The organism is Varibaculum massiliense, from assembly GCF_900106855.1.
Taxonomy (GTDB): Bacteria; Actinomycetota; Actinomycetes; order Actinomycetales; family Actinomycetaceae; genus Varibaculum; species Varibaculum massiliense.
In genome coordinates, this window is the sequence record NZ_FNWI01000004.1 from 1,646,417 (window position 1) to 1,663,644 (window position 17,228).

23 protein-coding genes and 4 pseudogenes are annotated in these 17,228 nt (G+C 51.2%); 25 read left to right on the forward strand and 2 right to left on the reverse strand.

From position 1 onward, the window contains the following. Nucleotides 1–610: 610 nt before the first annotated feature. The 5 genes from BQ5456_RS07295 to BQ5456_RS10740 all read left to right on the forward strand — a co-directional run bounded on the left by BQ5456_RS07295 (nucleotide 611) and on the right by BQ5456_RS10740 (nucleotide 2,998). Nucleotides 611–820 carry a helix-turn-helix transcriptional regulator gene (locus tag BQ5456_RS07295; RefSeq protein ID WP_071129402.1) on the forward strand — a complete coding sequence of 70 codons (210 nt, stop codon included), beginning with the start codon at nucleotides 611–613 and terminating at the stop codon, nucleotides 818–820. Nucleotides 821–909: 89 nt separating this feature from the next. Continuing rightward, entirely contained in the window at nucleotides 910–1,458 is a 549-nt protein-coding gene (locus BQ5456_RS07300; protein ID WP_071129403.1) for a Panacea domain-containing protein, read from the forward strand. 18 nt (nucleotides 1,459–1,476) lie between these two features. After that, nucleotides 1,477–2,004: a GNAT family N-acetyltransferase gene (locus BQ5456_RS07305; protein ID WP_071129404.1), complete on the forward strand. Its 528-nt coding sequence runs from the start codon at nucleotides 1,477–1,479 to the stop codon at nucleotides 2,002–2,004. Between the two features lie 224 nt (nucleotides 2,005–2,228). Beyond that, on the forward strand, nucleotides 2,229–2,693 hold the full coding sequence (locus BQ5456_RS07310) for a helix-turn-helix domain-containing protein (RefSeq protein WP_143037058.1): 465 nt from the start codon (nucleotides 2,229–2,231) through the stop codon (nucleotides 2,691–2,693). Nucleotides 2,694–2,794: 101 nt separating this feature from the next. Then, nucleotides 2,795–2,998, forward strand: a complete 204-nt coding sequence (locus tag BQ5456_RS10740; RefSeq protein WP_408056675.1) for an IS3 family transposase — start codon at nucleotides 2,795–2,797, stop codon at nucleotides 2,996–2,998. A gap of 195 nt (nucleotides 2,999–3,193) precedes the next feature. Here BQ5456_RS10740 and BQ5456_RS07315 read toward each other — a convergent pair. Beyond that, nucleotides 3,194–4,547: pseudogene (locus BQ5456_RS07315) on the reverse strand (IS256 family transposase). Nucleotides 4,548–4,720: 173 nt separating this feature from the next. Between BQ5456_RS07315 and BQ5456_RS10155 the strand changes: the two are divergent. From BQ5456_RS10155 to BQ5456_RS10430, 3 genes and pseudogenes are all read left to right on the forward strand, one after another. Further along, nucleotides 4,721–5,206, forward strand: a pseudogene (locus BQ5456_RS10155) (DDE-type integrase/transposase/recombinase); the annotation flags it as partial. A 76-nt stretch (nucleotides 5,207–5,282) separates the two neighbouring features. Next, nucleotides 5,283–6,636 (forward strand): annotated as a pseudogene (locus BQ5456_RS07325) (IS256 family transposase). 125 nt (nucleotides 6,637–6,761) lie between these two features. Beyond that, nucleotides 6,762–6,983 (forward strand): IS3 family transposase, encoded by a 222-nt coding sequence (locus BQ5456_RS10430; RefSeq protein ID WP_159428780.1) that lies wholly within the window; start codon nucleotides 6,762–6,764, stop codon nucleotides 6,981–6,983. Between the two features lie 41 nt (nucleotides 6,984–7,024). On the opposite strand, the gene BQ5456_RS07330 is transcribed toward BQ5456_RS10430, so the two are convergent. After that, nucleotides 7,025–7,873 carry a hypothetical protein gene (locus BQ5456_RS07330; protein WP_071129406.1) on the reverse strand — a complete coding sequence of 283 codons (849 nt, stop codon included), beginning with the start codon at nucleotides 7,871–7,873 and terminating at the stop codon, nucleotides 7,025–7,027. A gap of 37 nt (nucleotides 7,874–7,910) precedes the next feature. Between BQ5456_RS07330 and BQ5456_RS07335 the strand changes: the two are divergent. The 17 genes and pseudogenes from BQ5456_RS07335 (at nucleotide 7,911) to BQ5456_RS07415 (ending at nucleotide 17,156) form a co-directional block, all read left to right on the forward strand. Next, a pseudogene (locus BQ5456_RS07335) lies at nucleotides 7,911–8,402 on the forward strand (P27 family phage terminase small subunit). Nucleotides 8,403–8,643: 241 nt separating this feature from the next. Further along, nucleotides 8,644–8,850 (forward strand): hypothetical protein, encoded by a 207-nt coding sequence (locus BQ5456_RS10315; protein WP_143037059.1) that lies wholly within the window; start codon nucleotides 8,644–8,646, stop codon nucleotides 8,848–8,850. A gap of 98 nt (nucleotides 8,851–8,948) precedes the next feature. Next, nucleotides 8,949–9,653 carry a DarT ssDNA thymidine ADP-ribosyltransferase family protein gene (locus BQ5456_RS07345; RefSeq protein WP_071129408.1) on the forward strand — a complete coding sequence of 235 codons (705 nt, stop codon included), beginning with the start codon at nucleotides 8,949–8,951 and terminating at the stop codon, nucleotides 9,651–9,653. After that, nucleotides 9,646–10,356 carry a DarT1-associated NADAR antitoxin family protein gene (locus tag BQ5456_RS07350; protein ID WP_071129409.1) on the forward strand — a complete coding sequence of 237 codons (711 nt, stop codon included), beginning with the start codon at nucleotides 9,646–9,648 and terminating at the stop codon, nucleotides 10,354–10,356. The genes BQ5456_RS07345 and BQ5456_RS07350 overlap by 8 nt, the downstream gene beginning before the upstream one ends. Nucleotides 10,357–10,979: 623 nt before the next feature. Then, a complete protein-coding gene (locus BQ5456_RS07355) occupies nucleotides 10,980–11,276 on the forward strand; it encodes a hypothetical protein (protein ID WP_143037060.1) in 297 nt (98 codons plus the stop codon). A 56-nt stretch (nucleotides 11,277–11,332) separates the two neighbouring features. After that, a complete protein-coding gene (locus tag BQ5456_RS07360; protein WP_071129411.1) occupies nucleotides 11,333–11,608 on the forward strand; it encodes a hypothetical protein in 276 nt (91 codons plus the stop codon). Between the two features lie 363 nt (nucleotides 11,609–11,971). Further along, nucleotides 11,972–12,340, forward strand: a complete 369-nt coding sequence (gene rplN / locus BQ5456_RS07365) for a 50S ribosomal protein L14 (protein ID WP_022864701.1) — start codon at nucleotides 11,972–11,974, stop codon at nucleotides 12,338–12,340. Continuing rightward, nucleotides 12,341–12,760: a 50S ribosomal protein L24 gene (rplX, locus tag BQ5456_RS07370; RefSeq protein ID WP_071129412.1), complete on the forward strand. Its 420-nt coding sequence runs from the start codon at nucleotides 12,341–12,343 to the stop codon at nucleotides 12,758–12,760. Further along, on the forward strand, nucleotides 12,760–13,326 hold the full coding sequence (rplE, locus tag BQ5456_RS07375) for a 50S ribosomal protein L5 (protein ID WP_071129413.1): 567 nt from the start codon (nucleotides 12,760–12,762) through the stop codon (nucleotides 13,324–13,326). Before rplX ends, rplE begins: the two co-directional genes overlap by 1 nt. After that, nucleotides 13,326–13,511 (forward strand): type Z 30S ribosomal protein S14, encoded by a 186-nt coding sequence (locus BQ5456_RS07380; RefSeq protein ID WP_071129414.1) that lies wholly within the window; start codon nucleotides 13,326–13,328, stop codon nucleotides 13,509–13,511. The genes rplE and BQ5456_RS07380 overlap by 1 nt, the downstream gene beginning before the upstream one ends. Before the next feature lie 59 nt (nucleotides 13,512–13,570). Beyond that, nucleotides 13,571–13,969 (forward strand): 30S ribosomal protein S8, encoded by a 399-nt coding sequence (gene rpsH / locus BQ5456_RS07385; RefSeq protein WP_071129415.1) that lies wholly within the window; start codon nucleotides 13,571–13,573, stop codon nucleotides 13,967–13,969. A 13-nt stretch (nucleotides 13,970–13,982) separates the two neighbouring features. Beyond that, nucleotides 13,983–14,519 carry a 50S ribosomal protein L6 gene (gene rplF, locus BQ5456_RS07390; RefSeq protein ID WP_071129416.1) on the forward strand — a complete coding sequence of 179 codons (537 nt, stop codon included), beginning with the start codon at nucleotides 13,983–13,985 and terminating at the stop codon, nucleotides 14,517–14,519. Then, on the forward strand, nucleotides 14,520–14,891 hold the full coding sequence (gene rplR, locus BQ5456_RS07395) for a 50S ribosomal protein L18 (RefSeq protein ID WP_022864707.1): 372 nt from the start codon (nucleotides 14,520–14,522) through the stop codon (nucleotides 14,889–14,891). Between the two features lie 15 nt (nucleotides 14,892–14,906). Next, nucleotides 14,907–15,596, forward strand: a complete 690-nt coding sequence (rpsE, locus tag BQ5456_RS07400) for a 30S ribosomal protein S5 (protein WP_071129417.1) — start codon at nucleotides 14,907–14,909, stop codon at nucleotides 15,594–15,596. Continuing rightward, on the forward strand, nucleotides 15,593–15,778 hold the full coding sequence (gene rpmD / locus BQ5456_RS07405) for a 50S ribosomal protein L30 (protein WP_375711829.1): 186 nt from the start codon (nucleotides 15,593–15,595) through the stop codon (nucleotides 15,776–15,778). Before rpsE ends, rpmD begins: the two co-directional genes overlap by 4 nt. Continuing rightward, nucleotides 15,778–16,275, forward strand: coding sequence for a 50S ribosomal protein L15 (gene rplO, locus BQ5456_RS07410; RefSeq protein ID WP_071129419.1), 498 nt, complete (start codon nucleotides 15,778–15,780; stop codon nucleotides 16,273–16,275). Before rpmD ends, rplO begins: the two co-directional genes overlap by 1 nt. A gap of 263 nt (nucleotides 16,276–16,538) precedes the next feature. Then, nucleotides 16,539–17,156: a VldE C-terminal domain-containing protein gene (locus BQ5456_RS07415; protein ID WP_071129420.1), complete on the forward strand. Its 618-nt coding sequence runs from the start codon at nucleotides 16,539–16,541 to the stop codon at nucleotides 17,154–17,156. The last annotated feature ends 72 nt before the right edge of the window (nucleotides 17,157–17,228 follow it).

A 17,228-nucleotide genomic window follows, 5' to 3' on the forward strand; every position in this document is an offset into this window, starting at 1 on the left:
ACTATGACTGCTGTCATGGCGAATATTCCCCATTCTTTTATTTCGTCCATAGGCATCACCTCTATTTATTTTTCAAACATTGTTGGCTTTCCTTGCCAACAACACCATAATAACATAAGTAGTTAGGTTAGGTCAAGTGATTTAATGGGGAAAATAGGGTGAATAAAGTGTTGCATATAGATGGATATCATGTTATACTTAAAGGGTGTTCGGGGGGAACACGTTGATTGATAACTAAAAAGGGATGATGCCTATGAGGCTAGCCGATTGGGTGATGTCAGCCTTGATGCTTGCAAGCCTAACCCTGCAAGGGGTGGCGATATGGCAGCAGCGCAAACCACGAAAACGCGGTAAGCACCGCAAGGGCTGACAAAGCTAATAGGTGAGGGGTTCAAAATAATCGAAGTATCTTGAACCCCTCACCGCCTAGCATCTCATGACTTACCCCTGGAAAGGAATATTATGGTGACCCGAAACGTGACCGTATCGGCGCTTTCGTTGCTGATAATCGCTCTAGCGACACGGATAACCGGTTTGCGCTGGTACACCTGGCTATTCATAGCAGCATGGCTAACCCTTACCGTCGCAGGGTACCGGCAGGACAAAGCCCGTGACTAAGCAACCTAAACGGTACCTATCCGCGTTAGATGTGGCAGAAAGAATCGGGATAAAACGCGGAACCCTGTACTCGTACCGCGCAAAGAATATGCTCCCACCCCCGGATGTGATCGTTGGAACCACTACTAACGCTACTCACGGCTGGCTACCCAAAACGATAGACGACTGGAACGCTTCCCGCCCCTCCCGCTCTAAAAAATAAGAGTGAAATATAAATAACATTTAGGGGTTTTAATGTTTACCGCTCTCAGCTAATGCTAGAGTAAATAAAAACAACGGGAGGTGAACAAGATGGCAAAGGCAGTCGATGTAGCTAAATATATTCTTGCCTATCGAGAAGCAAGATACCATATGACCACAGCTTTTGCGCTACAAAAACTCTTGTATTATTGCCAAGCTTGGATGCTCGTGGCTAAAGGCCACCCCTTGTTCCCCGAACAGGTTATCGCCTGGAAACACGGACCGGTTGTTACCGAGGTGTCCCCCTACTGCAAAGGTCGTCGTTATGTGTTCCCTAGGGAAATCCCGGAGGCAAACACGAATCATCTAACCCTTAGCGAACGTTCTTTAATAGATCGGGTGCTGTCAATTTTCAATAAGGAAGAAGATGAAAATCTAGGGGATACTCTTGAAGAGATGAGCCACCAGGAGAAGCCCTGGGCTAGTGTTGCTATTAATCAAGTAATATCGCCTGAAAGTATGCTTAACTTTTATTCTTCTATTCAGGCTGACCCCTCAATATCTCATAGCGCCCCGATCCCTGACTTGGCAGACATATCGGATCGTACTTTCATAAGCACCGATGACGCGGATTTCCTTGAAGCCTTTTTAGCTGAATAGAGGAATCAAGTTATCTGTATGAGCGGTGAAGCCTGGACGAGGGTCGTTAAACTTAGTTCAGATTTAAGAATTGATGGTTTTTTCAGTGGTGAACCATCAATAGATATGTGGTTTCAGCGTGACGGGCTAGATGAGCAAGAGCAAGGTGGCTGTACCGTCTATGTTGCGGTTGATGATGCTTACACAATCATCGGATTCTTCTCCTTATCGATGCACAAGCTACAAAAGAACATAGTCCCTGGCTCTGTCAAGAACGATTTAACGATATCGGGAAATATTCCCTGCGTACTCCTGGGGCGCTTAGGCATAGACCAACATTTCCGAGGGAAAACTTTTAGACAATCTGGGGGCAAATCTCAAGGCCCTTTGTTGATCAAGCAAGCGATTAAGCAGGCTCAAGGTGTTGCGGAAATGGTCGGCTGCAGGCTTATGTTTGTCCAGGCGTTAAATGATGAGCTTATCGATTTTTATTCGCGGCAAGGATTCGTTTCGTTGCCCAGTAATCCTAGAAACATGGTGCTCGATTTGAGGAAATATCCCAGCTAGTTCCCGAAGATATACCTACAGGAGACGGACACATTTTCCTTATCGCCAAACACAAATCTCTCAACCCAGATCCCTCACGCAAAAGGCTCTAACTCTTCCAAATCCTCACTGGCAACCCTGCTCCTACTGAATGCACTGAACTCTGAAAGTTGGATGGTTATTTGTTCGGTTTTAGGGTTAGGAGTGTTGTGCGTTGTGATAGTTCGTTGTCGGTGGAGCAGCGTGTGGCCGCGGTTGCTGCTTTTGAGGCGGGGTATGGTTCTCGAGCGGCGGCTAGAAGGCTTGGTTTGCCGGTTCGGTCGGTGAATTCGCTTTATGACAGGTGGGTTCTTCATGGGAAAATGGCGCTTGTGGCACGTGATAGGAAATCTGTTTACTCGTGGGAGTTCAAGCGTTCGATTGTTGCTCGTTTTCTTGCTGGTGAGAGTGCGAGGCAGTTGGCGGCAGAGTTTAATTTTTCTTCGTCTGATCTTGTGTATTCGTGGGTACGCGTGTGGCGTTTGGCTGGGGATGAGGGCTTACGTCCGAAAAAGCGTGGTAGGAAGCCGAAAACGCTGATTGCTAGCCTTGATCAGGAAGGGGGCGCCAGGGTTGTAGATGCTGCGTTGATTGAGGAGAATACGCGGTTAAAAGCACAGGTAGCGTATTTGAAAAAATTACGAGATCTGAGGGATCAGGGGCAAGGCTGAAAACTCGTGTGGTTGCCACTGTCAGATCTAAATACCCGTTACCGGTACTGTTACAGGTAGCGAAGCTGGCGCGATCAACGTTCTATTATCATCTCAAGCGTATGCAGTCTCCGGATCGGCATGCTCGGTTAAAACAGGCGATTCGGGAGATTTTCGATACGAGCCATCAGCGTTATGGTTATCGGCGGGTTAGGTTCCAGCTGTTACGTGATGGTTGGAGGGTGTCGCGAAAGCTTGTCGCTAAGCTGATGAGGCAGCTCGGTTTGCGCTCTAAAACGAGGAAACGTAGGCGCTACAACTCTTAGCGCGCTGAAAGCTCGCGTCGGGCTGATAATCATTTAGATCGTCATTTTGTGACGGAAAAACCAAACCAGCAGTGGGTTTCCGATATTACCCAGTTTCAGATATCGGGGAAGCGGCTGTATTTGTCCCCGGTGATGGATTTGTGTGATCATTCGATTCTTGCGGGCTTGTCAAGTTTTTTGTGTAAACGGTTTTTATTAAATAGTGGTTGGGAATCGGTCTGGGTAGTGTAGGGCTAGTTCGCCAAGTACTTTCTGCCATCCTTGGATTGCTAGTCCTTCGATTAGTTTGCCTGGTGCTTTTCGGGGGTTGCCTTTGGGTCGGCCGGCTTGTTTGGCTCGTTGCCTGGCTCGTTTGTCTTCGATATTTGTATCGCTAGCCACATGAGTTTGACAGCGGCTGCATCGGAGGGGAAATGACCTCTGGTTTTGATGATTTTACGTAACTGGTAATTCAGTGACTCGATACTGTTGGTGGTATAGATCGCTTTACGGGTAGCCGGGCCGTAAGCAAGGAACGGGATGAACCTGTCCCAGGCTCGCTGCCAAGCCGCTAGTGTGGCCGGATATTTTTGGCCCCACTGGCTTTTCTCGAAGGCATCCAGCGCCTGAAGTGCGCTGTCTTCGTTAACCGCTGTGTAGATAGGCCTTAGAGCCGCCGCGACGGCTTTGCGGTCTTGGTAGGCCACGAATCGCATTGAGGACCGTATTAGGTGAACCACACAGGTTTGCACGATCGCCCCTGGCCAAGTCGCCGCGATAGCCTCTAGGAAACCAGTTAGCCCGTCGCAGGCGAGGATTAACACATCTTTGACGCCACGGTTGGCCAGTTCAGCGCACACACCAGCCCAAAATTTAGCGCCCTCGGCTGCTTGCACCCAAATGCCAAGCACGTGCTTTATGCCATCAAGATCGCGCCGATAGCGATATGAGCGGCCCGGGAAGTGACCCTGTTTTGATCTTTAATTTTGACTTGGATCGCATCTAGAAACATGACCGGATAAAACGCCTCTAGCGGGCGGGTCTGCCAAGCAGCTACCTCGTCTTGGACAGCTTCGGTGATATTCGAGATCGTCTCGTGAGAAATCTGGGTGCCGAAAGTGGCCTCCAGGTGATGGGCAATTTCCCTGACCGTCATGCCACCGGCATACAAAGAGATAATCATGTCATCAAGACCCGCCAAGCGCCGCTGACCCGGCGGCAACAGACACGATTTGAAGCTGCCAGCCCGATCCCTTGGCTGATTAATCTTAACCGGGCCAACCTCGGTATGAACCGTTTTAGCCGTGGTGCCATTACGCGAATTACCGCTACCATACCCGGCCCGATCATGCTTGTCGTAACCGAGATGATCCCTCAGCTCAGCCTTCATACCGCGTTCAAGAACAGCTTTAATCAACTCCGGCAAAAACCCGCCTTCACCAGTCAACTCCACGCCACGCTCACCAGAACACGCCACCAAGCGATCAAGTAAATCATCATCAATAAACTCACGGCGCAACGCGCCAGCAGCAGAATCCTCAGCAGGAACATCAATCATATTCATAGTCATAGTAAATCCTCATTTCATTACTGAACCGACCATTTACACAAACTATTTGACACCCTCTTCCCGGTTAACCATTTAACGAACTGGTCAAGCTGTGCCTTTCTGGAAATATCTGGCCGGGTATTACAAAAAGAGGCCCCGCACTCGGTACAGCGGTTAGGGCTAGCTTGGAAGGAGGGTTTATTACTTCTCGCGGCTACCGGCTAGCGAAGAGCAGGCCAGCAAGCGCCAGAAGCATTCGTGATCGGACACTTGCTATAGAGTTGGCAACTATTCACGCACACAATTTTGGCGTTTATGGTATTCGCAAGATGTGGCACGCAGCCAGACGCGCGGGCTGGGATAATGGTCGTGACCAGGTCGCTCGACTCATGAAAATCGCTGGGATTGCCGGTGTTCGCCGGGGTCGTACGCCGGTCACGACCAGGGGGTCACAGGCTGTGGATCTGCGCCCGGATTTGGTGAATCGGCAGTTCACGGCCAGTAGGCCCAACGAAGTGTGGGTTGGTGATATCACGTATGTTCGAACCCTATCCGGGTTCGTGTATACAGCGTTCGTCACTGACGTGTTCTCCAGGAAGATTGTGGGCTGGGCGAGGCGATCCTCAATGAAAACCGAGGCTCTACCGCTGGAGGCGCTCGAGCAAGCCATCCAGGGAGCGAAAGAAAATCTCGTGAATCGAGGGTGTCAAATAGTTTGTGTAAATGGTCGGTTCAGTAATGAAATGAGGATTTACTATGACTATGAATATGATTGATGTTCCTGCTGAGGATTCTGCTGCTGGCGCGTTGCGCCGTGAGTTTATTGATGATGATTTACTTGATCGCTTGGTGGCGTGTTCTGGTGAGCGTGGCGTGGAGTTGACTGGTGAAGGCGGGTTTTTGCCGGAGTTGATTAAAGCTGTTCTTGAACGCGGTATGAAGGCTGAGCTGAGGGATCATCTCGGTTACGACAAGCATGATCGGGCCGGGTATGGTAGCGGTAATTCGCGTAATGGCACCACGGCTAAAACGGTTCATACCGAGGTTGGCCCGGTTAAGATTAATCAGCCAAGGGATCGGGCTGGCAGCTTCAAATCGTGTCTGTTGCCGCCGGGTCAGCGGCGCTTGGCGGGTCTTGATGACATGATTATCTCTTTGTATGCCGGTGGCATGACGGTCAGGGAAATTGCCCATCACCTGGAGGCCACTTTCGGCACCCAGATTTCTCACGAGACGATCTCGAATATCACCGAAGCTGTCCAAGACGAGGTAGCTGCTTGGCAGACCCGCCCGCTAGAGGCGTTTTATCCGGTCATGTTTCTAGATGCGATCCAAGTCAAAATTAAAGATCAAAACAGGGTCACTTCCCGGGCCGCTCATATCGCTATCGGCGCGATCTTGATGGCATAAAGCACGTGCTTGGCATTTGGGTGCAAGCAGCCGAGGGCGCTAAATTTTGGGCTGGTGTGTGCGCTGAACTGGCCAACCGTGGCGTCAAAGATGTGTTAATCCTCGCCTGCGACGGGCTAACTGGTTTCCTAGAGGCTATCGCGGCGACTTGGCCAGGGGCGATCGTGCAAACCTGTGTGGTTCACCTAATACGGTCCTCAATGCGATTCGTGGCCTACCAAGACCGCAAAGCCGTCGCGGCGGCTCTAAGGCCTATCTACACAGCGGTTAACGAAGACAGCGCACTTCAGGCGCTGGATGCCTTCGAGAAAAGCCAGTGGGGCCAAAAATATCCGGCCACACTAGCGGCTTGGCAGCGAGCCTGGGACAGGTTCATCCCGTTCCTTGCTTACGGCCCGGCTACCCGTAAAGCGATCTATACCACCAACAGTATCGAGTCACTGAATTACCAGTTACGTAAAATCATCAAAACCAGAGGTCATTTCCCCTCCGATGCAGCCGCTGTCAAACTCATGTGGCTAGCGATACAAATATCGAAGACAAACGAGCCAGGCAACGAGCCAAACAAGCCGGCCGACCCAAAGGCAACCCCCGAAAAGCACCAGGCAAACTAATCGAAGGACTAGCAATCCAAGGATGGCAGAAAGTACTTGGCGAACTAGCCCTACACTACCCAGACCGATTCCCAACCACTATTTAATAAAAACCGTTTACACAAAAAACTTGACAAGCCCCGAAGGAGTTATTATTCATACTGATCAGGGCTACCATTATCACCACCAGTCATGGATCAGTCAGCTAGTTGAGCATCAATGCGTTCAATCTATGAGCCGTAAGGGCAATTGCTACGATAACTCCGTGATGGAGAACTTCTTTTCTCATCTGAAAGAAGAAATGTTCAACAATGATTCCTTTACTTCCATAAACGAGCTACGCATAGCGGTTAATCAGTACATACATTGGTACAATACCGAGCGTATGCAACAACGACTAGGGGGAATGACCCCAAACGAATACCGCCAACACGCGCTAACCAACACAGGATAGAATCACACTGTCCAAGAATTGGGGTTCAGTGCAACCCGGTGCTACGGAGTGGCTGTCACATTGTTGGTGGAGGACCATCGTTCGTATCGGATTAATGCTTTGGTCATTTCAACAATCAACGCCGTTTCCTCGCCGCTGATTTGAGGAGGCTCTAGCTGGCCGTGGCTAGCAAGGGGTTCTGTGTTTCTGCGCTTGTAGATTTCGAGCATCCAATCAACAACTTCTGCTGGGAGTCCTGTCTTGTTCTTGTAGCCCTCGAAGTAGGATCCGAAGGTCTCGTTCGCGACGGATGGTGTTCCCATTGTTTCTTTGGAAATAACCTCAATAGCCTGTGCGCTGTTACCCAAAGCATCCGCATAGTCACCGCGCTTCAGTGCTGCATCCATTCGGCTCACTAGAGTTCGTAAGTTCGGGTTCGCTTCCGGATCTAGCGCCACGTTTCCGGCCAATGGCGCGATCGATACCGATATCCGACCCGATTGCTCCTTTCTGAGCTTGGCGCTCGAGTCTGCTTCGACTAGTAGGTCGTTCGCAACATCGAGCTCCAACAAATGTTCCTCGACCACATCAGCAAGAAACTCGATGAATTGCGCTGCATCTAGGCGTCTTATACAGACCTCGAACTCGCTCTCGTGCCATGCGATCTCAGCAGCTGAGTAATGGCCCCAGTAGTCAGACTCCAAGACGTAGATCGGCCTCTCGACCAGATTGTTTGCCTTGTTGATGACCCGGTTCAGAAAGCGAATGTGAGAATGGGTCTCTGGTTCATCAATTGGCAGTTGGTTAACGCTCCTGCCGAGAAGTCTTGTCAGTTTCACTCTCGCTGACGTTGGAATCAGTTCATATTCGAGTGTTTCAACATCGTCAGTGGTGAGAAAAATTGGCATCATGCGAGCACCTCCTGAGAAAGTAAGATGAGTCCATTCTATGGCTAAGGACGGGACAGACCGCGGAGGTCGCCGGGTGCGTGCGGGTGTGAAGCCCGATCCGTTGTACGAGAAGTTCTCTGCCGGTCGCCCAGCGACCAGGCTTGAGGATCCGCTTGCGACGTCGTTTGATTTTGAGGGTTCGGATATTCCTGATGGGGCGGTGTTGTATCGGGAGACGTGGGAGTGGCTCGACGAGCGTGGCTGTTCCCAGTTCGTGTCGAAGCGGCTGATTGAGTAGTATGCGCAGGCGTTCGCGCGTTATGTGCAGTGTGAGGAAGCGATTTCGAAGTTCGGTTTGTTGGGTAAGCATCCAACGACCGGGGCTGCGATCGCATCTCCGGTCGTGGCGATGTCTCAGAGCTTCGGTAAGCAGGCGAATGTGTACTGGTACGAGATCTACGAGATCGTTCGCGCCACCTGCACGACCGACTACTCGGGCGCAGCGCCCGGTGATGAAGTGATGGAGCGTCTGCTGCAGGGTCGCTCCTAACCCGTTCTTGTTCCTTTTGGCACCTACCCGTATCGGGTGGGTGCTTTTTCATGCCTAGAAAGTGAGGGTGAATACCCAACGATTTGCCCTTGATGAAGATCGATTCATCGATGCTTTGACCAGAAACGTCATGCCTTATGAACCTAGCGCGAACATTCCTAACGACATTCACGAATACTTAGTTAGCAGGCGGGGTATCATCAGAGATAAGCCTGCGTATGACCCGTCATGGTTTAATACTGTGACGGAAACCTTAGACTGTTCTGAACAAGTACTTAGGTCTTTGGTTGATGGGTCATGTGCATACGCTGGTGTGGTTCCTCAAGCTGCCATTATAGAAGTAATTGACGACGAAGATTCGCGCTACGGGGTTGATTGGCGACAAAGAGATCGTTATCAAAAGATCGCCAGTAAGGTTGCGAAAGAATACGGGTGGCGAGAACCGTGATGATGCTATTTAATTGCATACCCTGCGGCTATTACGGTGCCATGATGTTGGGAAACTAACCCTTGTTAAAATATTCTTTTCAGGAAGGTGACACTGAGATGAGAGAAGTAGTTGAGTATCTCGAAAATAGGGGAGTCGAGCACCTCGTTCATTTTACTCCTATTACAAACTTAGGGGGTATCAAAAAACGCGGTATTCTCCCTCGGAATGAGATTGAAGGCTTCCCAGATGTCGTATTTGAGGCACTGGATGAAGTACGGCTCGATGAGCGCACAGACATGTCATGTTTCTCGATCTCGTTCCCGAACTTCTTGATGATGTACCGCTACAGAACTAAGCTTTGGAGTCGGGAAGAGGATGTTGCACTTCTATTTATCCCGATTTCCGTGTTATCTGACCTCGAGTATGACCAAGTAGCGTTTTGTCCGTCTAATGCTGCCTCAAGAGAGTGCAGACGTACTGATCCACAAGACTTGCGCGGTCTCGCAGCAGTCGAAAAGTTGTTCGTTGAAGAGATGACCACAAGATTTGGGGTTGTATTCTCTCGACAGAGCGAAGACTTACCAGATTTTCTAACTACGAACCCACAAGCAGAAATCCAGATTGCTGCCACGATTCCATGGGAAAAAGTGTCCTTCGTAGTTGTTAATGATTACGAAACAAAGCGATCTTTGTTGCAATCCGGAATACACAGGAATGTCTACGCCAAGTGGGCAGTCAACAATGATTCATCTTTAAATGTATTTAAGTACCCCAGTTATTGGCAAGCATGGGTGGACGCTGCGGGGGATTTACATGGCTAAGAGACCAGTCTTTCTTGTTTTGGACCGCCTGCCGTACGTTGATGAGCGGGAGACTGAATTTACGTTCCACCCCGGTTTTTCGATACAACAAAAGCAGCGTTCGATTGTTAGCCTGCATGATTCTTTTCATCTGTTGGAACCAGATCATGCGGTTTTGGAAGTCTCATCTAAAAGTCCTGACAGCCTGGGTGTTGAATTGAGCGCATTTAATCTAATGATCCATCATCCAGGCTACGGCGACTATTCAGTTGAATCGGCATTTCAAGCTTCGAAGGTATTTTTACGAGGTGGGCCTTTTGCCGACTTATTTGAGGTCTCAAGCCGTGAGTCAAAAAGCGATCCCCGCTTGAAGGATAGCGGTCAATTGATCGGCTTTCGTTTTTTCTCGCGGGATTTCCCGTTAGAGCCAAAAACTTACTTTTACGACTGGTTATACGCATCTGCTCTGATTCGTAAACCTGATTTGCTTTCAGCAGCCGTCAAGTATGATGCCTTTACTGACATCGAGTTTAATCCGAACAAATCAATTAACTGCCAGGCACGATCGGTTGCTAAGGCTGTTGGCCTGTGGAGGCAGAATCTGCTGGCTCAAGCCCTATCTTCCCCGGAGATTTTTCTGGAAATAGGCTACGGGCAGAAAGACTCGGACAACGGTGTTCCAAGGAAGCCCGAAGGAGTGCAGGTTCAAGATTTTCTTTTCTGACCTGAGCTGAACCCAATAAATGTCGTTCAACTAATCTCATAGAACACGATAGCTCTATAGTCGGTTGGGATGTTTTGCACCCACCTGTTTGGTTTTGCACCCACCTACACTTCCGTATCCCTTTCAACGTGAAGGCTACGATGAGGAGTCCGAACGGTGCGAAAGCCGTTCGGGTTTTCGTATTAGTGAGGGTGAGGAAACGGTGCGCAACACGAAGTGTTGCTGGCACGATGGTGATACCCCGGCCTTGTGCCGGGGTATCACCGCTTTAAGCTTTGGGATTCGAACCCGTGAGGGCTGGCGAGGGGAGGGTTCGGCGCGGGGGCTAGGTTTTTCCTCCCGTCCAAGAATTCGGAAAAGGTGGTGACGTTTTCCGAATTCTCATGCCCTTAAAGACTTATTGGTTTCTATTTTGCTGCCAGGTTTCCGAAGTTAAAGTCTCTTGATGTAAGGTCTGTCCACTCGGAAAAATCTATTCCCGCGCCCTTTCCGCTCCAAGTTTTCGCCCTCATGGGAATTCGCTGGAGCCCTTTTGGTTTTTGTTGCTGAGCATATTTAGTTCGTGCGGTACTCTGCGTAGAAGGTTGCTGATAATCGAGGTAGATGCGGGGAGTGGCGCTAGGATGACGGATATGGATTACCATGATGAGGATTTCTTGCCCAGTGAGGAAGAAATGGATGAAATCTGGGATTTCCTTATTGAGCAGACCAAGTTAGGTACTCCCTTTGGGCAAGCTGTTAAATCAGAGTTGAACAGCTTGCCTCGGGATCCTACGACCATTTTCTGGGTTTGCCTTCTCCAGGCTGTTAATAGAAAAGTCCCGGTTCCTAGAAGCATTATTGAGTATTACCGGGGCTTTATGGATAAAGACCAAATAGACCCTATGAATCTGAGCAAGCTTATTGTCGCTGACGAGTGAGCAAAAAATGATTCTTAAGGATGCGGATTTTTAGCCAAGGGAGGAGGGCGTACGAGATGGAGGATCGGCGTGAAGTCATGTCTGATGGTTCGGTGTATGTTGAGCCAACTCCCGAAGAGGAAAAAGACATGGAAGATATTGCTGTCTGCTGGAAAGAGTTAGCCCCCGATTTTGCAAAGGTTGTCGATAACATTCGGATGGAAGCACACGGCGAACCAACCACAGTCCTAGACATACTCATTGCTTATTGCTATCTGAACCAGATTGAGGTTCCGCAAGAAATACGAGATAGATGCCAGCACTATATCGACCTGGAAATCTTGCAACCCTGAAATCTAAAGAACTACGCTACCAGTATCAACGGTAGCCAGTGCGGGTTAGTCACTCTTTCACCTAGGAGCCGGGTGCAAAACCCGGTAACTGGTGGAGGTGCCCCGCGAGTGCTTCCCCATTTCGGGCGCAGGTGAGGAAACTTACAGCATAAATAGGGCTTGGAACTTTCTTTTAGCTGCGCATCTGCACTAAGCTAAAGGGGTTGCGTTCCGCCCTGGAAAGTCACGGCAGAGACCTGGTGACCTGCAAAAGCAGAGCATTTTGAGTCTGCCACTTTCGTGTCCAACTGGGGAGCCGGCCTCGCCGGGCAACAGGAAGAAACAACCTAAGGGGTGCTTTGCGCCCAGTTTTAGGAGAACACGATGATTCAACAAGAGTCGCGACTGAAGGTCGCCGACAACACGGGCGCAAAGGAACTGCTTTGCATTCGCGTGTTGGGCGGCTCCGGGCGGCGCTTTGCAGGTATCGGTGACACCATCGTCGCCACTGTAAAAGACGCTATTCCCGGCGGCAATGTCAAAAAAGGCGAAATTGTTAAAGCGGTAATCGTGCGCACTCGCAAAGAGCGTCGCCGCCAGGATGGCTCCTACATCCGCTTTGATGAAAACGCTGCAGTTATTTTGCAGCCTAGTGGAGAACCGCGTGGCACGCGTATCTTCGGCCCCATCGGCCGGGAACTGCGCGACAAGAAGTTCATGCGCATTATCTCTCTGGCTCCGGAGGTGCTGTAAATGGGAGCGAAAATAAAGAAAGGCGATCTGGTAGAGGTCATTGCTGGCCGTACCAGTGACGAAAAGAAACTGGCCAAGCGCAACGAGCGTCGCGCGGAAAAAGGTCTGCCCGCCCTCAAACCGGGGGATAAGGGCAAGCAGGGTCGGGTACTAGAGGTTTACCGCTCCAGCGACCGGGTACTGGTCGAAGGCGTTAACATTCGTACTCATCACTCTCGTCAGGGTCAAAACCAGCAGGGACAGGCAACCGGCGGTATCGAATACCGCGAGGCGCCGATTCACGTTTCTAATGTGGCTCTGGTTGATCCCAAGACCAAGAAGCCTACACGGGTTGGTTTCCGTGAGGAACAGGCAGAACGCGGAGGCCGTCTGCGTACGGTTCGGGTGCGTTACGCGAAGCGTTCCGGGGAGGACATCTAATGGCTGAAGCAAAAACTGTGGCTCCGCGCCTAAAGGTGCGCTACCAGGAAGAAATCCGCAAATCTTTGGAGAAAGAATTCGGATATAAGAACGTTAACCAGATTCCCGGTCTGGAAAAAGTGGTTGTGAATATGGGTGTGGGCGAGGCCTCACATGACTCCAAACTGATGGAGGGCGCGATTCGTGACCTGACCGCGATTACCGGGCAAAAGCCGGTAGTTACTCGGGCACGTAAATCCATCGCGCAGTTCAAGCTGCGTGCTGGTCAGCCGATTGGCGCTCACGTGACCATCCGCGGGGATCGCATGTGGGAGTTCGTAGACCGCTTGGTCTCTACCGCTCTACCGCGTATCCGTGACTTTAGGGGACTAAGCCCCAAGCAGTTTGATGGTCGCGGAAACTACACTTTCGGTTTAACCGAACAGGCCATGTTCCACGAAATCGATCAGGATTCGATTGATCGCGTGCGCGGCATGGATATCACTCTGGTTACCACTGCTAACAGTGACGAAGAGGGGCGGGCGCTCCTGCGCGCGCTGGGCTTCCCGTTTAAGGAGGAACGTTAATGGCGAAAACGGCGCTGAAGAATAAAGCGAAGCGTAAGCCGAAGTTCAAGGTGCGTGGCTACACCCGTTGCAACCGGTGCGGTCGCCCTCGTTCGGTATATCGCAAGTTCGGACTTTGCCGTGTGTGCCTACGTGAGCTCGCTCTGCGGGGCGAACTTCCGGGCGTCACTAAGAGCAGTTGGTAAAACTACTACGTTGCAGGTCTGAGAAAGAAACCGCAGCGAGGAAGGGTTAGAACCCCAAAATGACTATGACAGATCCCATCGCAGATATGCTGACGCGTCTGCGTAACGCCAATGCGGCGCATCTGGACAAAGTGTCTATGCCTTCATCGAAAATGAAGGCGGGAATCGCAAAGATTCTGGAAACTGAAGGCTATATTGCCAAAAGCGAAGTGACTGATGCCCGCGTGGGTAAGACTCTCACTTTGACCCTAAAATACGGAAGCAAACGCGAACAGGCGATCACCGGCTGCAAGCGTGTTTCCAAGCCGGGTCTGCGTAAATACGTAAAATCTACTCAATTGCCGAAGGTCATGGGAGGCCTGGGGGTAGCGATTCTGTCTACTTCCTCTGGTCTAATGACTGACCGTCAGGCACAGGACAAGGGTGTAGGCGGGGAAGTCCTTGCCTACATCTGGTAAGGGGGAATAAGGAATGTCACGTATTGGCAGGAACCCAATCTCCCTCCCTTCCGGAGTAGAAGTAAAAATCGACGGTCTGAATGTTTCAGTTAAAGGCCCCAAGGGGCAGCTGGATCGCACCTTTTCCGGACCGCTGAAGATTCGGGAAGAGGACGGCAATATCCTGGTGGAGCGGGAGACAGATACCCGTGAAGCTCGTTCTTTGCACGGTCTCACCCGCTCGCTGATTTCCAATATGATTGAGGGCGTAACTAACGGTTACTCTAAAGAGATGGAAATCGTGGGCACTGGTTACCGGGTATTGACTCGCGGCAGCGACATTGAACTGCAGCTGGGCTTTTCGCACCCGGTACCGTTTAAAGCTCCCGAAGGTATCGAATTTAAGGTTAATAGCGCGCTATCTTTCACTATCTCCGGTATTTCCAAGGAGCTAGTGGGCGAGACCGCAGCGAAGATCCGCAAGATTCGTCCTCCGGAACCCTATAAGGGCAAAGGTATTCGTTACAAGGGCGAATTCGTTCGTCGCAAGGCCGGAAAGGCGGGTAAGTAAATGTCGTATACCCCTAAAGGTAAAGGCAAATTCGTCGCTCGCAAACGCCGCCATATTCGCGTCCGTAAACGGGTATATGGCACGGCGCAGCGCCCTCGTCTGGTGGTTACTCGGTCTAACCGCCACATGGTTGCTCAGGTTGTCAATGACGATTTGGGACACACCTTGGTTTCAGCTTCCACCTTGGAGGCGGAGCAGCGAGGCGAGAAGATGAAGAAAGTTGATGCGGCTCGTCAGGTTGGCGAACGTATTGCTAAGCGTGCCCTAGAAGCAGGCATCACGGCTGTCGTGTTTGATCGCGGTGGCAACAAGTATCATGGTCGCGTCGCCGCGGTGGCTGATGGTGCCCGCGATGGCGGTCTGAAGCTGTAGAGGAGAGGGAAAATAATGGCTGAAGAAAATAAAAACGCCGATTCCCGGGAATCCCGTGGCAAAGGCCGCGAAGACCGGGGGCGTAAAGGCCGCCGCGACAATCGTCGTGAGCAGGAAAAGAATCAGTATTTAGAGCGCGTAGTTACCATTAACCGCGTTTCTAAAGTAGTTAAGGGTGGACGTCGTTTCGCTTTCACCGCGCTAGTAGTAGTCGGTGACGGTGAAGGTATGGTCGGTGTCGGTTACGGCAAGGCTAAAGAGGTTCCCCAGGCTATTTCTAAGGGCGTGGAGGACGCGAAGAAGAACTTCTTCCAGGTGCCGATGATTGGGCGGACTATCACCCACTTGGTACAGGGTGAAGAAGCTGCCGGTGTGGTGCTTTTGCGTCCGGCTTCCCCCGGTACCGGGGTAATCGCCGGTGGTCCGGTGCGCGCAGTTATGGAATGTGCCGGTATTCATGACGTGCTGACCAAGTCTTTGGGCAGCGCCAACGCTTTGAATATCGTCCAGGCCACGGTAGCAGCTCTGAAGATGCTGCAGCGTCCGGAAGAGGTGGCGGCGCGTCGCGGACTGCCCGTTGAACGGGTAGTGCCGGAAGCGATGCTGCGGGCTCAGGCCGAAGCGCGGGCAGAAAAAGCCGAGAAAGCGAAGAAAGACGAAGCGGAGAAAGCCGCTGACGGTGTCGCTGAAGAGGTGAATGCCTGATGAGTAAGCTCAAGATCACCCAGGTTAAAGGCCTGGTTAATACCAACCAGAATCAGCGCCGCGTTATGCAGACGCTGGGTCTGCGCAAGATTCACCAGAGTGTGGAACACCAGGATAATCCGGCTGTTCGCGGCCAAATCCGCAAGGTTGCTCACCTGGTGCAGGTAGAGGAGATTGGTTAATGGCTGAAGATACTAAGGTAACCGAAGCAGAAGACACTGCGAAAGAGGACGTAATCCGCTTGCATGATTTGCGTCCGGCTCCCGGCTCCAATAAACGTCGCAAGCGTGTGGGGCGTGGTGAAGGCTCGCAGGGTAAGACTGCTGGGCGGGGTACTAAAGGTACTGGCGCTCGCAAGAATGTTCACCCCCGTTTCGAGGGCGGTCAGATGCCGTTGCACATGCGCCTTCCGAAGCTGCGGGGATTCAAGAATCCCTTCGCTACTGTCTATCAGGTAGTGAATCTGGATCGTCTGCAGGAACTGTTCCCTGAGGGGGGAGCGGTCACGGTTGATGATCTAGTTTCCAAGGGAGCAGTTCGCAAGAACTCTTTGGTGAAGGTTCTAGGCACCGGGGAAATCTCGGTGAAACTGGAACTGATAGTGGACGCCTGGTCCGCCAGTGCCAAAGAAAAGATTGAAGCTGCCGGCGGTTCGCTGAGCAAGCGGGAGCAAGATTAGTTTGCACCTGACTGCCTGATGCAGCTCAATAATCTAGATAGCTAGAGATTCCTGGGCGGGGAGATTTTCTCCCCGCCCAGGATTTATTTTTACCCACTGTTTCTCTAAAGTGCTGGTAGCAGCAGCGTCGACTGTGACTTTGGATAATCAGTATCGAAAAACTTGACACCTGCGACCTAAAAGTATTTATACTCGTAACATATTCGTTATGAAAACGTTATGTACCGGCTAGCTTGCTAGCGGCGCGACCGTCAGGAGATATTGTGCGTAAAACCTGGTTGATGGCACCAATCGTGGTTATGGCGTCTTTTGGTTTAGTGGCTGCGGATTCCGTTCATCCCTCTGCTGCAGCCAGTAAACAAGGCGTCGATGTTTCTAAGATTGCCAGCACGATGTTGCAGGAAAATCTGTATAACCAAGCAGTTTCAGTCGACGATGGAGTTAAGGTTTCCTCTAACAAGGTGACCGCAGTCTCTGCGGGGGCATCTGCTGCGGTAGCAGCCAAAACGGAAACCCCTAATTGTGCTTCTCCCAGTGGGGATGCCGGTTTGCAGCCTTGGCCTCGCCAGGTACGGACGATGATTTCCCAGCGTTTCGGGGTTACCAATATCGGGGGCTTCCGCCCCGGTGACCCGCAAGATCACGGCAAAGGCTTGGCGCTTGACGTTATGGTTCCGGTATCTAGTGCTTTGGGAGACTCGATTGCCGCTTGGGCGATTGCAAACAGCGGGGATTTAAACGTTAAATATGTAATCTGGAAACAACGTATCTGGATGCCTGGACGCAGCTGGCGGGGCATGGAAGAACGTAATTCCATCACTGCCAACCACTACGATCATGTGCATATCAGCTTCAATGGCGGCTCCGGTCGCTGCCTGTAAGCTATTTCCTTACCCCTCCCCGCATTACCTGGACTAGATTTTTCTCGTCACACGTCCTCAAAATTTCAAACT

Coding starts and splice junctions, on each gene's coding strand:
- BQ5456_RS07300 (WP_071129403.1), top strand. CDS start 910: ATGGCAAAGGCAGTCGATGTAGCTAAATATATTCTTGCCTATCGAGAA.
- BQ5456_RS07305 (WP_071129404.1), top strand. CDS start 1,477: ATGAGCGGTGAAGCCTGGACGAGGGTCGTTAAACTTAGTTCAGATTTA.
- BQ5456_RS10740 (WP_408056675.1), top strand. CDS start 2,795: ATGCAGTCTCCGGATCGGCATGCTCGGTTAAAACAGGCGATTCGGGAG.
- BQ5456_RS10430 (WP_159428780.1), top strand. CDS start 6,762: ATGAGCCGTAAGGGCAATTGCTACGATAACTCCGTGATGGAGAACTTC.
- BQ5456_RS07330 (WP_071129406.1), bottom strand. CDS start 7,873: ATGATGCCAATTTTTCTCACCACTGACGATGTTGAAACACTCGAATAT.
- BQ5456_RS07345 (WP_071129408.1), top strand. CDS start 8,949: ATGAGAGAAGTAGTTGAGTATCTCGAAAATAGGGGAGTCGAGCACCTC.
- BQ5456_RS07350 (WP_071129409.1), top strand. CDS start 9,646: ATGGCTAAGAGACCAGTCTTTCTTGTTTTGGACCGCCTGCCGTACGTT.
- BQ5456_RS07355 (WP_143037060.1), top strand. CDS start 10,980: ATGACGGATATGGATTACCATGATGAGGATTTCTTGCCCAGTGAGGAA.
- BQ5456_RS07360 (WP_071129411.1), top strand. CDS start 11,333: ATGGAGGATCGGCGTGAAGTCATGTCTGATGGTTCGGTGTATGTTGAG.
- rplN (WP_022864701.1), top strand. CDS start 11,972: ATGATTCAACAAGAGTCGCGACTGAAGGTCGCCGACAACACGGGCGCA.
- rplX (WP_071129412.1), top strand. CDS start 12,341: ATGGGAGCGAAAATAAAGAAAGGCGATCTGGTAGAGGTCATTGCTGGC.
- rplE (WP_071129413.1), top strand. CDS start 12,760: ATGGCTGAAGCAAAAACTGTGGCTCCGCGCCTAAAGGTGCGCTACCAG.
- BQ5456_RS07380 (WP_071129414.1), top strand. CDS start 13,326: ATGGCGAAAACGGCGCTGAAGAATAAAGCGAAGCGTAAGCCGAAGTTC.
- rpsH (WP_071129415.1), top strand. CDS start 13,571: ATGACTATGACAGATCCCATCGCAGATATGCTGACGCGTCTGCGTAAC.
- rplF (WP_071129416.1), top strand. CDS start 13,983: ATGTCACGTATTGGCAGGAACCCAATCTCCCTCCCTTCCGGAGTAGAA.
- rplR (WP_022864707.1), top strand. CDS start 14,520: ATGTCGTATACCCCTAAAGGTAAAGGCAAATTCGTCGCTCGCAAACGC.
- rpsE (WP_071129417.1), top strand. CDS start 14,907: ATGGCTGAAGAAAATAAAAACGCCGATTCCCGGGAATCCCGTGGCAAA.
- rplO (WP_071129419.1), top strand. CDS start 15,778: ATGGCTGAAGATACTAAGGTAACCGAAGCAGAAGACACTGCGAAAGAG.